The sequence below is a fragment of the Candidatus Pantoea soli genome, assembly GCF_007833795.1.
In the GTDB taxonomy this organism is placed as follows: Bacteria; Pseudomonadota; Gammaproteobacteria; order Enterobacterales; family Enterobacteriaceae; genus Pantoea; species Pantoea soli.
This window is the reverse complement of the sequence record NZ_CP032702.1, coordinates 394,231-412,742: the sequence shown is the minus strand read 5'-3', so window position 1 is coordinate 412,742 and position 18,512 is coordinate 394,231. Positions and strand designations below refer to the sequence as shown.

General features: G+C 60.0%; 16 protein-coding genes, 1 tRNA gene and 1 pseudogene. 11 read left to right on the top strand and 7 right to left on the bottom strand.

Annotated elements, in window-relative coordinates:
• The first annotated feature begins 150 nt into the window (after positions 1-150).
• The 6 genes and pseudogenes from aspA to D8B20_RS01800 all read left to right on the top strand — a co-directional run.
• On the top strand, positions 151-1,587 hold the full coding sequence (aspA, locus tag D8B20_RS01825; protein WP_145886599.1) for an aspartate ammonia-lyase: 1,437 nt from the start codon (positions 151-153) through the stop codon (positions 1,585-1,587).
• Between the two features lie 115 nt (positions 1,588-1,702).
• A complete protein-coding gene (locus D8B20_RS01820; protein WP_145886597.1) occupies positions 1,703-3,004 on the top strand; it encodes an anaerobic C4-dicarboxylate transporter in 1,302 nt (433 codons plus the stop codon).
• Positions 3,005-3,088: 84 nt separating this feature from the next.
• Positions 3,089-4,789 carry a protein-disulfide reductase DsbD gene (locus tag D8B20_RS01815; RefSeq protein ID WP_145886595.1) on the top strand — a complete coding sequence of 567 codons (1,701 nt, stop codon included), beginning with the start codon at positions 3,089-3,091 and terminating at the stop codon, positions 4,787-4,789.
• A gap of 66 nt (positions 4,790-4,855) precedes the next feature.
• The gene (gene dicD / locus D8B20_RS01810) at positions 4,856-5,434 is read left to right on the top strand and encodes a division control transcriptional repressor DicD (protein WP_145886593.1); all 579 of its coding nucleotides are present in this window, start codon (positions 4,856-4,858) and stop codon (positions 5,432-5,434) included.
• A 108-nt stretch (positions 5,435-5,542) separates the two neighbouring features.
• A tRNA-Phe gene (locus D8B20_RS01805) sits at positions 5,543-5,618 on the top strand.
• A gap of 256 nt (positions 5,619-5,874) precedes the next feature.
• Positions 5,875-6,129: pseudogene (locus D8B20_RS01800) on the top strand (LysR family transcriptional regulator); the annotation flags it as partial.
• A gap of 35 nt (positions 6,130-6,164) precedes the next feature.
• Here the strand turns inward: D8B20_RS01800 and D8B20_RS01795 are convergent.
• From D8B20_RS01795 to D8B20_RS01785, 3 genes are all read right to left on the bottom strand, one after another.
• Entirely contained in the window at positions 6,165-7,334 is a 1,170-nt protein-coding gene (locus tag D8B20_RS01795; protein ID WP_145886591.1) for a Gfo/Idh/MocA family protein, read from the bottom strand.
• A 10-nt stretch (positions 7,335-7,344) separates the two neighbouring features.
• A complete protein-coding gene (locus D8B20_RS01790; RefSeq protein WP_145886589.1) occupies positions 7,345-8,268 on the bottom strand; it encodes a TIM barrel protein in 924 nt (307 codons plus the stop codon).
• 177 nt (positions 8,269-8,445) lie between these two features.
• Positions 8,446-9,474, bottom strand: coding sequence for a LacI family DNA-binding transcriptional regulator (locus tag D8B20_RS01785; protein WP_145886587.1), 1,029 nt, complete (start codon positions 9,472-9,474; stop codon positions 8,446-8,448).
• A gap of 505 nt (positions 9,475-9,979) precedes the next feature.
• On the opposite strand from D8B20_RS01785, the gene D8B20_RS01780 reads away from it, so the two are divergent.
• Positions 9,980-10,864 (top strand): sugar phosphate isomerase/epimerase family protein, encoded by an 885-nt coding sequence (locus D8B20_RS01780; protein WP_145886585.1) that lies wholly within the window; start codon positions 9,980-9,982, stop codon positions 10,862-10,864.
• Positions 10,865-10,909: 45 nt separating this feature from the next.
• Here the strand turns inward: D8B20_RS01780 and D8B20_RS01775 are convergent, their stop codons facing one another.
• Positions 10,910-11,920 (bottom strand): Gfo/Idh/MocA family oxidoreductase, encoded by a 1,011-nt coding sequence (locus D8B20_RS01775; protein ID WP_145886583.1) that lies wholly within the window; start codon positions 11,918-11,920, stop codon positions 10,910-10,912.
• A gap of 101 nt (positions 11,921-12,021) precedes the next feature.
• Between D8B20_RS01775 and D8B20_RS01770 the strand changes: the two genes are divergently transcribed.
• The 4 genes from D8B20_RS01770 to D8B20_RS01755 all read left to right on the top strand — a co-directional run bounded on the left by D8B20_RS01770 (position 12,022) and on the right by D8B20_RS01755 (position 15,383).
• Complete coding sequence (locus D8B20_RS01770; protein ID WP_145886581.1) at positions 12,022-13,041, top strand: LacI family DNA-binding transcriptional regulator; 1,020 nt, start codon at positions 12,022-12,024, stop codon at positions 13,039-13,041.
• A 101-nt stretch (positions 13,042-13,142) separates the two neighbouring features.
• Positions 13,143-14,024: a glutathione-dependent disulfide-bond oxidoreductase gene (yghU, locus tag D8B20_RS01765; protein ID WP_145886579.1), complete on the top strand. Its 882-nt coding sequence runs from the start codon at positions 13,143-13,145 to the stop codon at positions 14,022-14,024.
• Positions 14,024-14,314 carry a DUF1330 domain-containing protein gene (locus tag D8B20_RS01760; RefSeq protein WP_145886577.1) on the top strand — a complete coding sequence of 97 codons (291 nt, stop codon included), beginning with the start codon at positions 14,024-14,026 and terminating at the stop codon, positions 14,312-14,314. Before yghU ends, D8B20_RS01760 begins: the two co-directional genes overlap by 1 nt.
• A gap of 142 nt (positions 14,315-14,456) precedes the next feature.
• A complete protein-coding gene (locus D8B20_RS01755) occupies positions 14,457-15,383 on the top strand; it encodes a glycosyltransferase family 2 protein (protein ID WP_145886575.1) in 927 nt (308 codons plus the stop codon).
• Between the two features lie 28 nt (positions 15,384-15,411).
• Here D8B20_RS01755 and D8B20_RS01750 read toward each other — a convergent pair whose 3' ends face one another.
• From D8B20_RS01750 to D8B20_RS01740, 3 genes are all read right to left on the bottom strand, one after another.
• Positions 15,412-16,659 (bottom strand): O-antigen ligase family protein, encoded by a 1,248-nt coding sequence (locus tag D8B20_RS01750; RefSeq protein WP_145886573.1) that lies wholly within the window; start codon positions 16,657-16,659, stop codon positions 15,412-15,414.
• Positions 16,656-17,627, bottom strand: a complete 972-nt coding sequence (locus D8B20_RS01745) for a glycosyltransferase family 8 protein (RefSeq protein WP_145886571.1) — start codon at positions 17,625-17,627, stop codon at positions 16,656-16,658. The genes D8B20_RS01750 and D8B20_RS01745 overlap by 4 nt, the downstream gene beginning before the upstream one ends.
• Positions 17,628-17,833: 206 nt before the next feature.
• Positions 17,834-18,511, bottom strand: a complete 678-nt coding sequence (locus D8B20_RS01740) for an SDR family NAD(P)-dependent oxidoreductase (RefSeq protein WP_145886569.1) — start codon at positions 18,509-18,511, stop codon at positions 17,834-17,836.
• Position 18,512 lies beyond the last annotated feature (1 nt).

Below are 18,512 nucleotides of genomic sequence, written 5' to 3'. Positions count from 1 at the left end.
GAATATGATCGTGCCCGCCAGCCCGAAGATGGATAAAATGTCGGCACTGGTATTCCACGACAATATAATTGCTTCACCTGCAGGTTATTCGCCGTCCGTCCATCCCGGCCGGCCCGGCGGTCACCTGACAGAAATAATAAGAAGGTAATCATGGCGAACAACATTCGTATCGAAGAAGACCTGTTAGGCATGCGCGAAGTTCCGGCTGATGCTTACTACGGTGTTCATACTCTGCGTGCGATTGAAAACTTCTATATCAGTAACAACAAAATCAGTGACATTCCTGAATTTGTCCGCGGCATGGTGATGGTGAAAAAAGCCGCCGCGCTCGCCAACAAAGAGCTGCAGACTATTCCGCGTAACATCGCGAACACCATTATTCAGGCCTGTGACGAAGTGCTGAATAACGGTAAATGCATGGATCAGTTCCCGGTTGACGTCTATCAGGGCGGCGCGGGGACCTCGGTCAACATGAACACCAACGAAGTGCTGGCGAACATCGGTCTGGAGCTGATGGGCCACCAGAAAGGTGAATACCAGTATCTCAATCCGAACGATCACGTGAATAAGTGTCAGTCAACCAACGACGCTTATCCTACCGGCTTCCGTATCGCCGTTTACGCCTCGATCCTGAAACTGCTGGATGCGATTGCGCAGCTGAGTGAAGGTTTCCAGCGCAAAGCGGTGGAGTTTGAAAACATCCTCAAGATGGGCCGTACCCAGCTGCAGGATGCCGTGCCTATGTCGCTGGGCCAGGAGTTCCACGCATTTAACGTGCTGCTGAACGAAGAGACCCGCAACATTCTGCGCACCGCAGAGCTGCTGCTGGAAGTGAACCTTGGCGCAACGGCCATCGGGACACGTCTCAATACGCCGGACGGCTATCAGCAGCTGGCGGTGCAGCGCCTGGCAGAAGTCAGTAATCTGCCGGTGGTGCCTGCAGAAGATCTGATCGAAGCCACTTCAGACTGCGGGGCCTACGTCATGGTGCACTCTGCGCTCAAGCGTCTGGCGGTGAAGCTGTCGAAAATCTGTAACGACCTGCGCCTGCTCTCTTCCGGTCCGCGCGCCGGCCTGAACGAAATCAACCTGCCGGAACTGCAGGCAGGCTCTTCAATCATGCCAGCCAAAGTCAACCCGGTGGTGCCGGAAGTGGTGAACCAGGTGTGCTTTAAAGTCATCGGTAACGATACCACCGTGACCATGGCCTCTGAAGCGGGCCAGCTGCAGCTGAACGTGATGGAGCCGGTCATTGGCCAGGCGCTGTTTGAATCCATCAGCATCCTCACCAACGCCTGCTACAACCTGCTGGAAAAATGCGTTAATGGCATCACCGCTAACAAAGCCGTCTGTGAAGCCTACGTCTTCAATTCCATCGGTATCGTCACCTATCTCAACCCGTACATCGGCCACCACAATGGCGATATCGTCGGGAAGATCTGTGCGGAGACCGGCAAAAGCGTGCGCGAAGTGGTGCTGGAACGTGGCCTGCTAACGGAAACGGAACTGGACGATATCTTCTCGATTCAGAACCTGATGCATCCGGAATACAAAGCGAAACGTTATACCGACGAAAACGAACAGTAATACGCTTCGGATCAAGTCGTCTCAGGCACGCCTGTATACTCTGTACGGCGTGCTTTTTTTTGGACGCGACGACAACATTCAGGGCCGCATCATGCCGGGCCGGAGGCGACAACACATGGTAATCACAGAATTAAGCGTAGTACTGCTGGCGATCTGGCTGGGTGCGCGGCTGGGCGGTATCGGCATCGGCTTTGCCGGAGGCCTGGGCGTGCTGGTGCTGGCACTGGTGTGCGGCATGAAGCCGGGGGCAATCCCGTTCGATGTCATTGAAATCATTATGGCGGTGATTGCCGCGATTGCCGCCATGCAGGTAGCGGGCGGCATGGACTATCTGGTCAGCCTGGCGGAACGACTGCTGCGCCGACATCCCCGCTATGTAACCTTTCTTGCGCCGCTGGTGACCTACGTGATGACGCTGCTGGCAGGCACCGGCCACACCGCGTTTTCCACCCTGCCGGTGATCGCGGAAGTGGCGAAAGAGCAGGGCGTTCGCCCTTCCCGCCCTCTGTCGATTGCCGTGGTGGCCTCACAAATTGCCATTACCGCCTCCCCGCTTTCCGCAGCCGTGGTATTTTTTGCCTCGATTCTTGAACCGCGCGGCGTCAGCTACCTGGCGCTGCTGGCCGTGGCGCTGCCTTCCACCATGGCCGCCCTGTTCTGCGCGGCCCTCATCACCAATTTCCTTGGTAAAGAGCTGAGTGAGGATGAGGTTTATCAGGCGCGGCTGGCGAAAGGTGAAGTGGCGCTGCGCGGCGAGCGGGTATATCACGTGAAACCGGGGGCCAGACGCGCCGTGCTGCTGTTCCTGATCGGCATTATCGCCGTGGTGTTTTACGCCACGGCCATCAGCGAAAGCGTGGGATTAATTCCGCATCCGCTGCTGCCGCGCAACGAGGCGATAGTGGTATTTATGCTGACGGTGGCCACGCTCATCTGTCTGACCTGCAACATTGATACCGGTGAGATCCTCAGCGCCAGCACCTTTAAATCCGGCATGAGTGCCTGCATCTGCGTGATGGGCGTCGCCTGGCTGGGGGATACCTTTGTCAAAGCGCACCTGAGTGAGATTCAGGCGCTGGCAGGCGACATGCTGCAGCACTCACCGTGGCTGCTGGCGCTGATCCTGTTTTTTGCCGCTACCCTGCTCTACTCGCAGGCCGCGACCACCAAAGCCCTGATGCCGGCGGCGCTGATGCTGGGCGTTTCGCCGCTGGCGGCAGTCGCCTCTTTTGCTGCGGTCTCCGCCCTGTTTGTGCTGCCCACTTACCCTACGCTGTTGGCCGCCGTAGAGATGGATGACACCGGATCGACGCGCATTGGTAAATATGTCTTCAACCACTCCTTTATCATTCCCGGCGTACTGTCCATTGTCTTTTCCGTGGCGTTCGGCTTCCTGTTTGGCAGCCTGATACTGTAACGCCGTTACATCCTGAAAACCCTCGTGGCGCAGCGGCCGTGCTATCATCGCGGCTTCTTCGCCACCGGAGCTGATTAATTTGTCATGGCTGCACGATTTACTTGTCTGATGAGCCTGTGCCTGGCGCTGCTGTTTTGCGGCTCCGCGCAGGCCAGCCTCTTTTCACCGCAAACCACCAGCCGCTTCGTCCCGGTCGATCAGGCGTTTGCGTTTGATTTCAGTCAGCAGGGCAATCAGCTCACGCTGACGTGGAAAGTCAAACAGGGGTATTACCTTTATCGCCAGCAATTTCACTTCACGCCGCAAAACGCGCAGATTGACCCGCCCGCGCTGCCGCCGGGTCAGCCGCATAACGATGAGTTTTACGGCAAAAGTGAAGTCTATCCGCAGAATGTGACGCTGCCCGTCACCCTGCGGCAGGCGAGCCAGGGTGCCACGCTCACCGTCACCTATCAGGGCTGTGCGGCGGCAGGTTTCTGCTATCCCCCTGAGACGCGTTCCGTGCCGCTCAGTGCGGTGGCCGCCCGGCACAGCGCCCCTGCCGCTCCTGCACCGGCCACGGTGAAAACACCGCTGCCCTTCTCGCCACTGTGGGCGCTGCTGCTCGGCATCGGCGTGGCGTTTACCCCCTGCGTCCTGCCGATGTATCCGCTGATCTCCAGCCTGATCCTGGGCGGCTCGCGCCGCTATTCAGCCGGTCGCCTGTTCATGCTGGCGCTGGTGTATGTGCAGGGCATGGCGCTGACCTATACGCTGCTGGGTGTGGTGGTGGCCGCCGCCGGCTTGCGTTTCCAGGCGGCTCTGCAGCATCCGTACGTGCTTATCGGGCTCTCCGCGCTGTTTGTGGTGCTGGCGCTGTCGATGTTCGGGCTGTTTCAGCTGCAGCTGCCTGCCAGCGTGCAAACCCGGCTGACGCTGTGGAGTAACCGCCAGCAGGGCGGTTCGCTGCCCGGCGTGTTTTTGATGGGGGCGCTGGCCGGGTTGATCTGCTCACCCTGCACCACCGCGCCGCTCAGCGCCATTCTGCTGTATATCGCGCAAAGCGGGAACCCGTGGGCCGGCGCCGGCACGCTGTGGCTGTATGCCGTGGGTATGGGGCTGCCGCTGATTGCCGTGACGCTGTCGGGTAACCGGTTGCTGCCTAAAAGCGGGCCGTGGATGCAGAGCGTGAAAGAGGGCTTTGGCTTTGTCATCCTGGCGCTGCCGGTGTTTCTGCTGGAGCGGGTGCTCGGCGAAACCTGGGGGCTGCGTCTGTGGAGCCTGCTTGGCGTGGCATTCTTTGCCTGGGCGTTCAGCCTCAGCCTGCGCGCCAGCGGCAGATGGCGTCTGCTGCAGATTGTCATGCTGGCGGCGGCGCTGGTGGTGGCGCGTCCGCTGCAGGACTGGGCGTTTGCCCAGGCGACCCCGCAGGCCACCGCCACCGCCCCGCTGCCGTTCAGCCCTGTCGCCAGCCGGGCACAGCTTGAAACCGCGCTGCAGCAGGCGCAGGGCCGTATCACCATGGTTGATCTCTATGCGGACTGGTGCGTCGCCTGTAAAGAGTTTGAAAAGTACACCTTCAGCGACAGCGGCGTGCGCCGTGCACTAAGCAACGTGCAGCTGCTGCAGGCGAACGTGACAGACAACAGTGCGCAGGACAACGCCCTGCTGCAGCATTTACAGGTACTGGGCCTGCCGACCATCCTGTTTTTCGATGCGCAGGGGCGTGAAATCCCCGACTCACGCGTCACCGGTTTCCTTAACGCGGCGGCTTTTCAGGCGCATTTGCACAAACTGACGCGTTAAACGACACTGGTGGCAGGACACCGCCCGCTCGCCTGCGAACGGGCCCGCACTCCAGAGGAGAGTCACTTGCAACGTGAACAGATTCTTGAGCATGCGCTGAACGTGCTCGAACAGCGTGGCCTTGCCGCCACCACATCCCTGCCGCAGCTGGCGGGTGAAACCGGCCTCAGCACTGAACAGCTGGTGCGATTCTGGCCGGACCGCGACGCCCTGCTCTACGATGCGCTGCGCTATCACGGGCAGCAGATCGACAGCTGGCGGCGTCAGGTGCAGCTTGATACACAACGCAGCGCCGCACAGAAGCTGCTGGCGCGTTATGACGTGCTGACTGAATATGTCAGCAAAGGCCGTTTTCCCGGCTGCCTGTTTATTGCCGCCTGCAGTTACTATCCGCAACCCGATCAGCCCGTACACCAGCTGGCGGAACAGCAGAAACGCAACTCATGGCGGTTCACGCATGACATTCTGGTAGCGCTGGCGCTGGATAACCCGACCATGGTGGCGGATCAGCTGGAGCTGATCCTCGAAGGCTGCCTGAGCAAGCTGCTGGTGAAGCGGAATGTGCAGGATGTCGCCACCGCGCGCCGGCTGGCGGAAGATGTGCTGGCGATTGCACTGTGCCGGCAAAATGGCGCTCTGGCCTGAACCTGCGTGCTGCCCTGCCTGGAAAGCAGGCAGTCAGTCACGAATGCTACGCTTTTTTTACGAAACCCGTTGACGGCGGGAAGCCATTAAGGTTTAATGCGCCCCGTTGCCCGGATAGCTCAGTCGGTAGAGCAGGGGATTGAAAATCCCCGTGTCCGTGGTTCGATTCCGCGTCCGGGCACCAACATTCTGAAAACCCAGCCTTATGGCTGGGTTTTTGCTTTTCTGTTTCCGCCCTGCCCTCCTCCTTTTCCTGCTGTGCCCGCCGCACCCGGCTGCGCGACCTTTCGCACACTTTTGCCTGTTGCCTGCCCGCGATAGCGCAAAATGCGCCTGCGGTCACGCCCCCGGAAGCGGGCGGATGGTAAATACGGGTGACTCAGGGGGCCAGCGAGACCAGCTTTCGCACCCCCGCTGGCGTGTCATCTGAGGGAATGAATGTGAATCTTCGTCGTCTTAAATATTTCGTCAAGATCGTGGATATGGGCAGCCTGACCCAGGCGGCGGATTGCCTGCACATTGCCCAGCCGGCGCTAAGCCAGCAGCTGGCCACGCTGGAAGGGGAAGTGAATCAGCAACTGCTGATCCGCAGCAAACGCGGCGTTACGCCCACCGCCGCAGGCAAAACGCTGTATCAGCATGCGCTGATGATTCTGCAGCAGTGTGAGCAGGCGCAGAAAGCGGTGCAGCAGGCCAGCGCGTAACACACTGCTGCAGCGCGCCGTGTATCTTAGCAGGTGACCCATACCGCGCCGGCATCGGCCGATCGCACACACTGTTCTACCCAGCGCACGCCCTGCAGGCCGGCATGCACATCCGGATACCAGAAATCCCGCAGAAAAGCGTGGTCGCCGCGATCGGTCGCGTCCATGGCCAGCGCAAAGCGACGATACAGATTCGCCCAGGCTTCAAACAGCCCCTCCGCATGGCCGCCGCCGATGCGGTCATCTTCACGCGCGCTGGCGTGCAGATACCCCATGCCACGTTCAAGGATCTGCACCGGTTCACCCTGCACTTCATAGCGCAGCTGATTCGGTTGCTCATCCCACCATTCCAGACTGGCTCTCTCCCCCACAACACGGATTTTCTGCCCGTGCATGGAACCGCAGTTCACCGCCGAGGCCCACAGCGTACCGACCGCGCCGTTATCGTACTCCATCATCACAAACGCATTGTCCTCCAGCGGCGCGCGCGATTGCACAAAGCTCTGGCGGCTGCACAGCAGGCGCTTTAATTTATGCTGCGGCAGCAGCGTCTCGGCGATGAACAGCGGATGAGTCGCGAGATCGCCCAGTACATAGCCAGGCCCGACAAAGCGTGGATCGACGCGCCAGCGCGTACTTTCACTCTGCAACTCCACCGCCTGATGGTGAAAGCCGTGTGCGAACTGCATATTAACGATGCGGATCTCCCCCAGCAGCCCGGCGGCAATCATCTCGCGCGCCTGCTGAATCAGCTGATGTCCGGCGTAGCCGTAAGTGACGCCGATAATTTTCTGCGTTTCCGCACACAGCTGCTCCAGCTCGTCGGCCTCTTCCGTGGTGAAACACAGCGGTTTTTCGCACACCACGTGCAGGCCAGCCTGCAGCGCGGCACGGCAGATGGCAAAATGCGTATTGTTCGGCGTGGCCACCGAGACCGCCTCAATGCCATCAGGACGCGCGGCTTCGGCGGCAAACATCGTCGCGTAATCGGCGTAGCAACGCGCCGGGTCCAGCCCCAGCGCCTCCCCAAACGCGCGGCCGCGTTCGGCGTCGATATCGAACGCGCCGGCCAGTAAGGTAAAATTGCCGTCACGCTGCGCTGCCGAGCGGTGGATGTAGCCAATCTGACTGGTGCCGCCGCCGCCGACCATGCCCCAGCGCAGCGAGCGGTTTACTGCTTTTATGCCGTTAATCATCAGACTCTCCTCAGAAGCCGGCCGCGCGCAGATAGCGCAGGCTGGCGGTAACATCACGCAGGCTGGTCTCCGCGTCGCGCGGGTCGCGCTCCTGTTCAACGGTGATCCAGCCCTGATAGTCGCTTTCTGCCAGCAGAGCACGCACCGCCGGATAATCAATCATCCCCGTGCCCAGCGGGCACATGACGCCACTGGCACAGGCGGAGAAGAAGTCAATGCCGCCCGTCACCGCCGCCCGCCATTTCGCCTCATTAACATCTTTGAAATGCAGATAATCGAGACGTGACCGATAGCGGCGCAGAGTGCTGACCGGATCCATCCCGGCGTAGCACAGGTGGCCGGTATCAAGGCACAGACCCGCCACGTCATAGGGGATGTCCTGCACCAGCTGCTCCAGCTCATCGGCAAATTCAATGCACCCACCGGCATGCGGATGGATCACGGCCCGCACGCCATACTCGTCGCGTGCGATCTGGCTGAGCTGCGTAATATGCTGCATCATGCGCTGCCAGTCGGCGGGTGCCAGGCGCGGTGCCTTTTCGGACTGACCGGCGTATCGCGCGCGCTGCGCATCGCCGAAATCAATGATCACCAGATAGGGGGCCGGATGCGGGTGCGCAGGCGTGGTGTGGGCGGTGGGCACCTGCGTCAGGGTGCGGCAAATCTGATGGGTCAGCGTGATCATGGCAGGGAAATTCGCCGCGCTGACCAGATCGTCAAACAGGGTGCCAGCCACCAGCGCCAGGCGATGCGCTTCAAGCTGGCCGCGCAGTTCTGCAGTATCCACCGGCAGATAGCCCCACGGGCCCAGTTCAATTGCCGGATAACCGGCCTGCGCGGCTTCCTGCAGCACGCGCTGCCAGGGCGGCAGAAAGGGATGAGTCAGATCGTCAACGCCCCAGCTGCAGGGCGCATTAGCAACAGGCAGTGTCATATGCGTTCCTCACGGTATCAGAGGACGCCAGTATCAAATGAATTTTTCATTTCCAGCAATGATGAAAATATCATTTTTTGATAGCGATCAAGGTATTTATCTCGCCAAAAATGATAGCTTTTCTATCAAACACAATCAGAGCAAGGGTTCGCAGCCAGCCCGGCTGCTGCGGTGCGGCTACAGGTTTTCCCGCGTCACTATCTCAAAAGGCAAAATCACCTGCGAGAAGCGATCGTCCGCGTCGTCATGACGCTGCAGCAGCGTCTGCGCCAGCCGCTGTGCCATATCAGTAATCTGATGGCGCAGCATCACCGTCAGGGTGCCATCGATTAACGCCAGTTCGCCATCCTTTACCGGCCCATGGCAAATCAGCGCGACCTGACGCTGCGGCTGCTGACGCAGCGCCTGAATCACCCCTTCGATACCGCCGCACGGCGCGTAGATCAGCGCCAGATCGTCATGCTGCGCCAGCAGCTGCCGCGTGGCATGGTAACCGCCGTCAATGGTTTCATGGGTTTTCAGCGGCTCCAGCACGCGACGGGCGCTGTCCTGTTCACGCAGATAGGAACGGAAGCTGATTTCACAACTCTCCTGGCAGGTAAAGCGGTGGTCGCCTACCAGCACGCCTACTGTGCCAGGCTGATGCAGCAGATGCGTCGCGATCCATCCCGCGCTGCGTCCGGCTTTGTGGTTATCCAGCCCGAAATACCCGGCATGGCCGCACGGTGAAAAGTCGGAGAACAGCGCATACACGCGGACGCCGCGCTGCGACACCCGCGCAATAGCATGACGAATCAGCGGATGATCCAGCGCCACTACGCCAATGACATCGGTCTGCTCTGCCATCGCATCCAGCGACGCCACCACAGCATCAACGTCGTCAATGTCATGCCAGTGAAACAGCGGCTCGCTGCCCGCCGGATGCAGCGGCTGCGTGTAGTGGCGCAGCGCGTCGGTCAGCATGTGATAAAACGAGTAGGATTTTGATAACAGAATGAACCCCATCCGCAGGCTGGCCGCCGCCGGCTGCGGCGCGGCGGCCAGTTGCGGCAGCGGCCCGATGTGATAGCCCAGCCGGTTGGCGGCTTCCAGCACCTTTTGCTCGGTTACTGCCTTAACCGGCGCCCGGCGATTCAGTACGCGATCCACCGTCGCCACCCCAACCCCTGCCGCGGCAGCAATCGCGGTCATGGTTATTTTGCCCATTCGGTTATTCCTTCTCTGTGATAACTCTCTATCAAAAAATAATGCCTTAATCGGCAGAAAAGTGCGAATTCCGATAACTGATATGACGCAATTTGATATGCCACGCTGATAAAAATACTTTCATTTTTTGCGCCAAATCGCAAAAACAGAAACGAATATTTCATTTAATGGTTTTCCGGAACAGAGACGTGCTATTGCTGGCGGCGTGACGGTGGGCTGATGGTTTTGCATCAGCAAAGCATTCGAGCACCACACGGCACTTTTTTATAGTCGTGGGTGGCGCAGGGGTAACGGCAGCCTCCCCACCGCGAAGCGGCCAGGTTGCGCGCAAGGCCGCCCGCGCACCGCGCTCATTTTGCCAGCAGCGCCCCGTGCCTCTGTCAGGGCTGACAGACACGCCGGTGCGCCGCCTGTCGCGTTGCAGCTCTCCGGAAGGCGAGCGCGCGGCAGCAAACCGGCGTGATCTTCACTGAAGCGCGCCAGCGTTAATGCTCAGGAGAACAACATGAAAATTGCTTTTGACGTTGATGTCATCCGCGATCTCGGCATCACCCGCATGGTGCATCAGGTAGCGGAATGGGGCTATAAATACATCGAGCAGTCACCGCACCCGCAGATCAACCCGTTTTACAAACACCCGAAAGCCAGCCGTGAAATCATGCGCGAGTATAAAAACGCCCTGAACGCGACCGGCCTGGAGATCTCCTCCTTTATCACCGTTTACCGCTGGTCTGGTCCGGATGAGCTGCGGCGTCAGGCGGCGGTAAAAAACTGGAAGCGCATGATCGAGATTGCCGTCGAGATGGGCGTGCAGGTCATCAACACCGAGCTTTCCGGCAATCCGAATGAGCCGGAAATCTGCGAAGAGATGTTCTACCGCTCAATGGAAGAGCTGCTGCCGATCATCGAACGGGAGGGTATCCGCGTTGAAATCCAGGCGCACCCGTGGGATTTCTGCGAAGAGAGCAACGAAACGGCGGACATCGTAAAATCGTTCCGCAGCGATAACGTCAAGTATATCTACAGCGCACCGCATACCTTCTACTATGACAAAGGCCGGGGCGACGTCAAAAGCATGCTGCAGTATGCCGGAGATGACCTGTCGCATATGCTGATCGCCGACACCATGAACCACACCAAACACTGCCGCTATATCGTTAACCCGCCAGGCGTGGATGCCACCATCCACCAGCATGTCGCCGTGGGTGAAGGGGAAGTGAACTTTGATGCGCTGTTTGAAGCGCTGCGCGATATGGATTTTGCCAGTCGCCGCTTTAAGGTAGGCGGGGAAGCGATTATCTCAGCCGCGCTGTTTGGCTATCCGGAAAAAATGAAGTATCAGGCGGTGGAAACGCGTGAACTCATCGAACGTGAGCTGCTGAACCCGTAAACCGGTGCGCAGGGGCCGTGCACCGCCCCTGCCCGCCCCAGCGGCTTACGCCGTTACCCACGCCACCTCAGTAAACTCTCCCAGTGTTAAAGAGCGCTGCGCCGCTTCGGCAATCGCCTGCGCGCGCAGGCCGTCAATCAACCCTGGCAGATCCGCCACGGGCTCACCGCGCATATGGCGCACAAACGCATCCAGATGGCTGTAGTAGGTGGCCTGCACCCGACTGAACCAGTCTGCATACAGCCCCGGCCGGGTAATGCCGTGCGTCTGATACAGCGTTGCCCCGCGCTCCGCCTGGCTTTCTGAGACCAGCATGCCGTCGCTGCCCATCACGCTGATACGTTCATCATAGCCATAAGCCGTGCGGCGGGTGTTATCCAGCTGCGCCAGCGCGCCCTGCTGCAGACGCATGATCAGCACCGAGGTATCCACATCAAACTCGCGGATTTCCGGCATTGCCAGCGCCGCCCCCAGCGCGCCCACCGTCACCACCTCATCGCCGGTCAGCCAGCGCAGCAGGTCAAAGAAATGAATCGCCTGGTCGCGCATCTGACCGCCGGAGGTCTGCAGGTAGCTGAGCGGTGGCCGTTGTGAGGCGCGGCATACCATCTGGATCAGTTCCGGCCGGCCAATGACGCCCTGCTCCAGCTGCGCTTTCAACTGCTGATGGCTGCGATCAAAACGCCGGTTGAACCCGACCGTCACCGACACCTGCAGTGGGGTCAGGTTTGCCACCACCTCGCAGGCCCGCGACAAAGAGAGATCGATCGGTTTTTCGCAGTAGACCGCTTTCCCCGCTTTTACCGCCTGCTCCAGCAGCGTTGCATGGGTCGGCGTGGCACTGGCGATCAGCACCGCGTCAATCGCGTCGCTGGCCAGCGCCTCGCTGACGCTGGCAACCTGCGCCCCATAGCGTCGGGCAACCTCCTCCGCCCGGGCGATATCAATGTCGCATACCCGCGCCAGCACGATGTCGGGATGGGCCGCCAGATTCGCCGCATGCACCTGACCGATAAATCCACAGCCCAGTAAAGCAAAACGTTGCGGAGTCCGCATGGATAACGCTCCTTATGGTCACAGTTCGGCATAGCCGGTCTTGTCAAAATATCGCTTTCTGGCAGGCTGTCTGAACGCGGTTTTTGATGGAATTCACTCAGATGAAAGCAATGACGCTGGCGGAGCTGGCAAAGCGGGTGGGAGTCGGTGTGGCAACGGTGGACCGGGTGCTCAACGATCGGGGCGGCGTCTCCCCGGCCATGACGCAAAAGATTTTGCAGGCGGCGCGTGAAGCGGGCCTGAAACGCATTCTGCCGGAAGCGCATCGCCCGGCATGGCAGGTGGAAGTGCTGCTCAGCGGCAATAAATCCTTCTTCTTCCAGCAGCTGGCGCAGGATTTCGCCCGGCTGGCCGATGAGATAGGCTACCGCCGCCTGTGCCTGCATCGCACGCTCATTCCGGAGAACGCGCCGGAGAAACTGGCGGCCCACATCGAAAGCTGCAGTAAAAAGCGCGATGCGCTGATGGTTTTCGCCCACGAAAACCCGCTGATTTACGATGCGCTGACCGCCTGTAAAGCGCGCGGCGTGCCGGTAATCACCCTTGTCGCCGATCTGCCAGGCGCGGCCCGCCTGTGTCATGTGGGTATCGATCAATACAAAGCCGGACGCACCGCCGGCCTGATGCTGGGCAGTATGCTGAGCGCAAAGGGTGAGGTCGTGCTGATCAGCGGACGCGCCGATTACGCCGCGCACCGCCTGCGCATTGAGGGATTCCAGGCGGTGCTGGAAGAGCGCTTTCCGCATCTGCGGCTGCGCGAGATTATCGCCGGTCAGGATGAGCGCGAGCGCATCAGCCGTTTGCTGGAGAAAACGCTGGCGGGTTCGCAGCAGATTGTCGGTCTCTATAACACCGGCATGGGCAACACGCAGATTCATGAAGCGCTGGCGCGGCATCGCCTCTGCGGCAACGTGGTGTATATCACGCACGAACTCTATGACACCACCCGGCAGCTGCTGCAGCAGCGCGTGCTTACCCTGACGCTGGATCAAAACACGCTGCGCCACGCGCAGCTGGCGCTGACGCTGCTGCTGCGCCATCTGGAAGAAGGCGAGCAGCCAGAGACCTATCAGGCAGGCAAGGTGGATTTTATGCTGTATACCCAGGAAAACTACGCCTGAGGCGTCAGGGCCGGCCACCGCCAGCGCGGTTAAATCGCCTGTGGATCGGGCTGCTACACTCAGTAGCAGCTAAAAACGCAATCACACAAGGCGCAAACACTATGTCGGATAATCAGTATCAGCCCGCAAAAGTCTGGACCTGGGACCCGGAAGCAAAAGGCAACGGTGCCAAAACCAACCGCCCTTTCGCCGGGCCGACGCACGAAAAAGCCCTGCCGGTGGGCAAACATCCGCTGCAGCTCTACTCGCTGGGCACACCCAACGGGCAGAAGGTGACCATTCTGCTGGAAGAGCTGCTGGCCATCGGGGCGAAAGAGGCGGAGTATGATGCCTGGCTGATTCGCATCGGCGAAGGCGATCAGTTCTCCAGCGGTTTCGTGGACATCAACCCGAACTCCAAAATCCCGGCGCTGTGTGACCACTCGGTCAGCCCGCCACAGCGGGTGTTTGAATCCGGCAACATTCTGCTCTACCTCGCGGAGAAGTTCGGTCATTTCCTGCCTGCCGATCCGGCGGGCCGCACGGAAACCCTGAACTGGCTGTTCTGGCTGCAGGGATCGGCGCCCTATCTGGGCGGCGGTTACGGCCATTTCTATTTTTACGCACCCGAGAAAATCGAATACGCCATTAACCGTTTTACGCTGGAAGCCAAACGCCAGCTCGACGTGCTGGATCGTCAGCTGGCAACCCACCGTTTCCTCGCCGGTGACGCCTACACCATTGCCGATATCGCCACCTGGCCGTGGTATGGCAACCTGGTGCTGAACAATCTGTACGGCGGCGGCGAGTTCCTTGACGCGCAGTCCTACAAAAATGTCGTGCGCTGGGCGCAGGAAATTGCCGGGCGTCCGGCGGTGATTCGCGGCCGCAAAGTCAATAAAGCCTTCGGTGCCGAGCCACAGGACCAGCTGCTGGAGCGGCACGATGCGTCCGATTTTGAGAACAACACTGAAGATAAACGTCAGGCAAGAGGAGAACAGTAATGGCGGCCTATATCGTATTTATTAAAGATGAAACGCTGGATGCAGATGAGCTGGCGGTGTACGCCGAAAAAGCGGGCCAGGCGCGCGGCGATCACCCCATCAAACCGCTGGCGTTTTACGGCGAGCTGGAAGTGCTGGAAGGCCGCGATGCCGAAGGCGTCGTGGTGCTGGAGTTCCCCGATCGCGAAGCGGCAAAAGCCTGGTATCACAGTCCGGCCTATCAGGAAGCCAAAGCGCATCGGCTGAAAGGCGCGCATTACCGCGTGCTGCTGGTTGAGGGCGTTGCCTGAGCAGATTCACGGGTGGCCCGCCGCGGCCGCCCGATTCGCCTTCGCCTTTTCCCCGCTCGCCGGCCGGTAAATTCCTCCCCTTCGCAGCAACGCTTACGGTATGATTCAGCAGCTCTGTTTCCGGAAAAGTTAGCGAATCCCTATGGCTTCTCAGTTTGTTCTCAGCGTACTGGTCACCGCCCACAATTGTGAAAACTATCTTGCCGATACGCTGGACAGCGTTCGACGCGCCTGCCGTGACGTCCGGCAGGCGGTGGAAATCGTTCTGGTGAATGACGCCTCGACCGATGGCACGGCCGCGATGCTGCAGGCTTTCGCGGCGGCGCATCCGGCCAGCAACGTGTTTAACGTGGCGTATCGCAACATTGGTGAAGTGAGAAACTTTGGCGTTCAGCAGTGCCGCGGTCAGTATGTCACCATGCTGGATGGCGACGATCAGCTGCTGCCGGACGCGCTGACAGAGATTGTGCCCTATCTGTCGCGTCAGCAGCCCGATATGCTGCTCGCCCGGCTCAATGAGGTTTATGAAAGCCGGCGCGGCGGCGAAACGTGGCGCAGTCCAACTTTTACCGCCCTGACCCGGCACCAGACCATTGAAAAATTTCTGATCCATCGCGAATTACAGGCGCACTTTATCGGACAGTTCATCAGACGCGACCTTCTGCTGCAGCACCGGTTTCCGCCTTTCCGCTGCTATGAAGATGCCTGGCTGTTCCCGGAAATCCTGACCGCCAGCCAGCACATCGTGTATGCCGACGTCAGCCCTTATCTCTACTTCAAGCGGGACAACAGCCTCTCCAGCAAGCTGGATGCGGAAAAAATTTCTCTGCTGGTTGCCGCCACGCAGCATATGGATGAGGTTTTGCCGGCGCGATACCGTAACCTGCTCTCCTGTCACTGGATTAACATCGCCCATAAGTATCAGGCCAGCCTCAGCCAGCCGGCAGACCGGGCGCAGGTGCAGGCCGCCCTGCAAAAAATCCCGCTGCCGGGGTTTCTGCTGGATCGCCAGGTACGCACCAGCTTCAAAAAGAAATACCTGCAGCTGAAGCTGAAAAAGGCCTTCTGAGCGGCCGGTAATGCAGGCGCGCCCTTGTTTACCGGCTTCGCTGCGGCGGTGACGCCATCAGCGCATAGCTGAGGATAATGGCCAGTGCCAGAATCATCACCGAACTGCTTTGTATCAGCACGGTGTCGGTCAGCCCGAAAATCACTATCGCCAGCGGCAGCAGCGATAAGCCGGGCACGCCGCGCCGGATAGCCACCACCAGCAGCGTCAGATAAAACGTCAGCAGCGAGAGCAGACCGGCAATACCCTGCAGCGACAGCGTTTCCAGCGTGTCATCATGCAGGTGATACATCACATTCTTCCAGGCTTCCGGATTATTGCGTTCATGCTGCTGAATATAGGTTCGCGCGATGGCGGTCCGGCTGTCCGGGCTCTGTCCCAGCAGCGACCAGGAAACGCTGTGCCAGCCGCCTTTCCAGATGGAGAAGCGTGCCCCAATCGACGTATTGTTATTGGTCTGATAACTGTCCACTTCGTTATGAATGCTGTCGAGCCGCTGCCACACCGAAGCGGGCATCAGGAACAGTCCAATCACCACTGCCGCCGCCAGCCCCGCCAGCGTGATTTTGCCTGCCCACCTGTGCGTCAGCGAGAAGTAAGCCAGGTAGAGCAGCGGCAGCGTCAGAATGCCGGCGCGGGATTCGGTAAGGATCATCAGCGCCATGTTAAGCGCAAACACCGCCAGGAACAGCGCCATCTGCCCCAGACGCTGCGTCACCACCTGATGACTAACGTAAAGCGTGGTCAGCGCCAGCGCGGTAATCAGATAGGAAACGGTACCGGCAGAATCCGTCAGCAGCTGGATGCGCTGCAGGGTGCGAAAATGTTCATACAGGCCCGCGCCCAGCGTCGCCAGCAGCCCGATAAACAAGATGATCGCACTGATGCCAAGCAGGCGACGCGTCAGGCAGGCGCGCCAGCTGAGGATAAAATAGCTGAGCAGCGCGGCGATAATGAACAGTTTACCGCCCTGAGAGTAGTTATCCACGACATCACTGAACGCCGCATGGGCAAAAAGGCGGGACCAGATCAGCCGTACCAGCCCAATAAACAGCAGCGGCAGCGCCACGGCCAGCGCCGTTTTATCGGCGATCCACCGTTTTCTGATGCCCTGCACCAGCAGGAACAACGCCACGACATAGCTGACAAAGTAAAAGATCTTTTTCGGGTAGGCCGGCACCACCAGGGCGGCGGCCAGCGCGGCAGTCAGCAGCAAAAAGCAGCAGGCGTAAAGGTTCTTTTCTGCCAGCCAGGGCTGGATAACAACACGCTTCACTTACAGTACCTCATCTTCAGATGTTTTAGCCGCCAGACCAGCGCCTGCAGCCATTTCCTTTTGCGTAACAGCAGCTTGTACATTTTCTTTGCCTGCGCAGCCGTGGCGGGCTTATCAAACGGCACAGCCGCCAGCGGCGAAGTGCGGTAAATCGCGCGGTAGTGGCGGCAGACAAACTGTTCGTTCCACTGCTGCCAGGGTTTATCCGCGCCGGCATAGTGAATCAGGCAGGTCTCCGGCGGGACATCCATCGTATAGCCGGCGTCGTCATGCGCCAGCATCGTCAGGGTATTAAAGCGCGACCGCACAAAACTGACGCGGTCTTCCAGCAGCACATTCAGCGCATCCTGATCGAGGTACTGAAAGCGGTGGCCTTTTTCAGCCAGCAAGGCAAACGCCTGTTCGCTGATGCGGGCATGGTTCCACTGCGACACATCGATCAGCATCATGCCGGCATTGAAATAGCGCTCGCCGCGCAATCCTACCTGCCGGGCCAGCGTTGGCTGCAGCGCGGTGAGCTCACCGGCCACCAGCGCAATCGCCTCCGGCCCGGTGGGCATGTGCCACAGGGCATCCAGCGGGTTCACACACACCATATCCGCATCCAGATAGAGCAGCTTCTCTGCCTGCGGCAGCACCAGCGGGGCCAGAAAACGGTAATAGGTGGCCCGGGTAAACAGCGCCGTTACCGGAAAGGCAGCAAACAGGGAATCCGGCAGATGATGCAGCGTGAGGCCGTGCGGCGTGCCGGCAAACACGCGCGCCAGTCGGTCATTGTCAGTGGGGGTAAACGCCGCGGAGAGCAGGTGAAAATGATAAACGGTTTCGCCGGCGTGCCGCATGATCGACAGGATGGTGATCAGCGCATGCGCGGCGAACCTGCCGTCAACGCCAAAGACAATATGCCTGTCACTGTGCACCGGGTAGAGCGGCTGGGATTTGATTACGCGGGTAACATCCTGATCCATTCCGGGCTTTCTCCAGCAGAACACCAGGCTCCGCACCAAATAAAACGTTGAAATCAGCCATGAAAAACCGGGGAAGAGTATCACTGTGCTTACGCCAAAGAAAGCGCGCTGCGGCAGGGAGAACGCCCGCCTGATGGTGAAGAGAGGCTGGCACTGCGGGGTTCCACAGGTGCCAGCAGAAAATCATCGGGTGTGGGGCAACAGCTTTACAGCGAGGCTCCGCCGCATATCACCAGCTCCTGGCCGGTAATGGCATCGGCGGACGGGGAAAGCACAAAGGCGGCCAGCGCAGCCACCTCAGAGGGCTCAATGTAACGCCCCAGCGGCGGCAGCGACGGCGGCGAACTGGCGCGGCCCGGCTGCTGCAGCATCGGCGTTGCCGTGGCACCGGGCGCAATCACATTGACGGTAATGCCCAGCGGTGCCAGCTCTGCCGCCCAGCTGCGCGCCATGCCGACCATCGCCGCCTTGGTGCTGACATACTGGCTGCGCTGCGCTGCGCCGCGCGACGTGCGGCTGCCAATCAGCAGGATGCGATCGCCCCTGCGCATCTGCGGCTGCAAGGTGTTGGCGAGGATCTGCGCCACCTGCACATGCAGATACCACAGGCGCGCGCCCTGCTCCTCATCCAGTGCGCCAAGCGGCGCAGCGCACATCATGCCGGCAGCGTGCACCAGTGCATTCACTGCGGGCAGCGCCGCCAGCGCCTGTTTAAGCCGCGCGCTATCCGCCAGATCGACGCTCACCGCGGTAAATGCCGGATGATCGTTAACGATCGGCGCCCGGCTGAAGCCGGTAACCTGCCAGCCTTCCGCCAGCAGCCGTTCGGCAATCGCCGCCCCAATGCCGGAGCTGGCGCCGGTGACCAGCGCATGTCGCGCCATG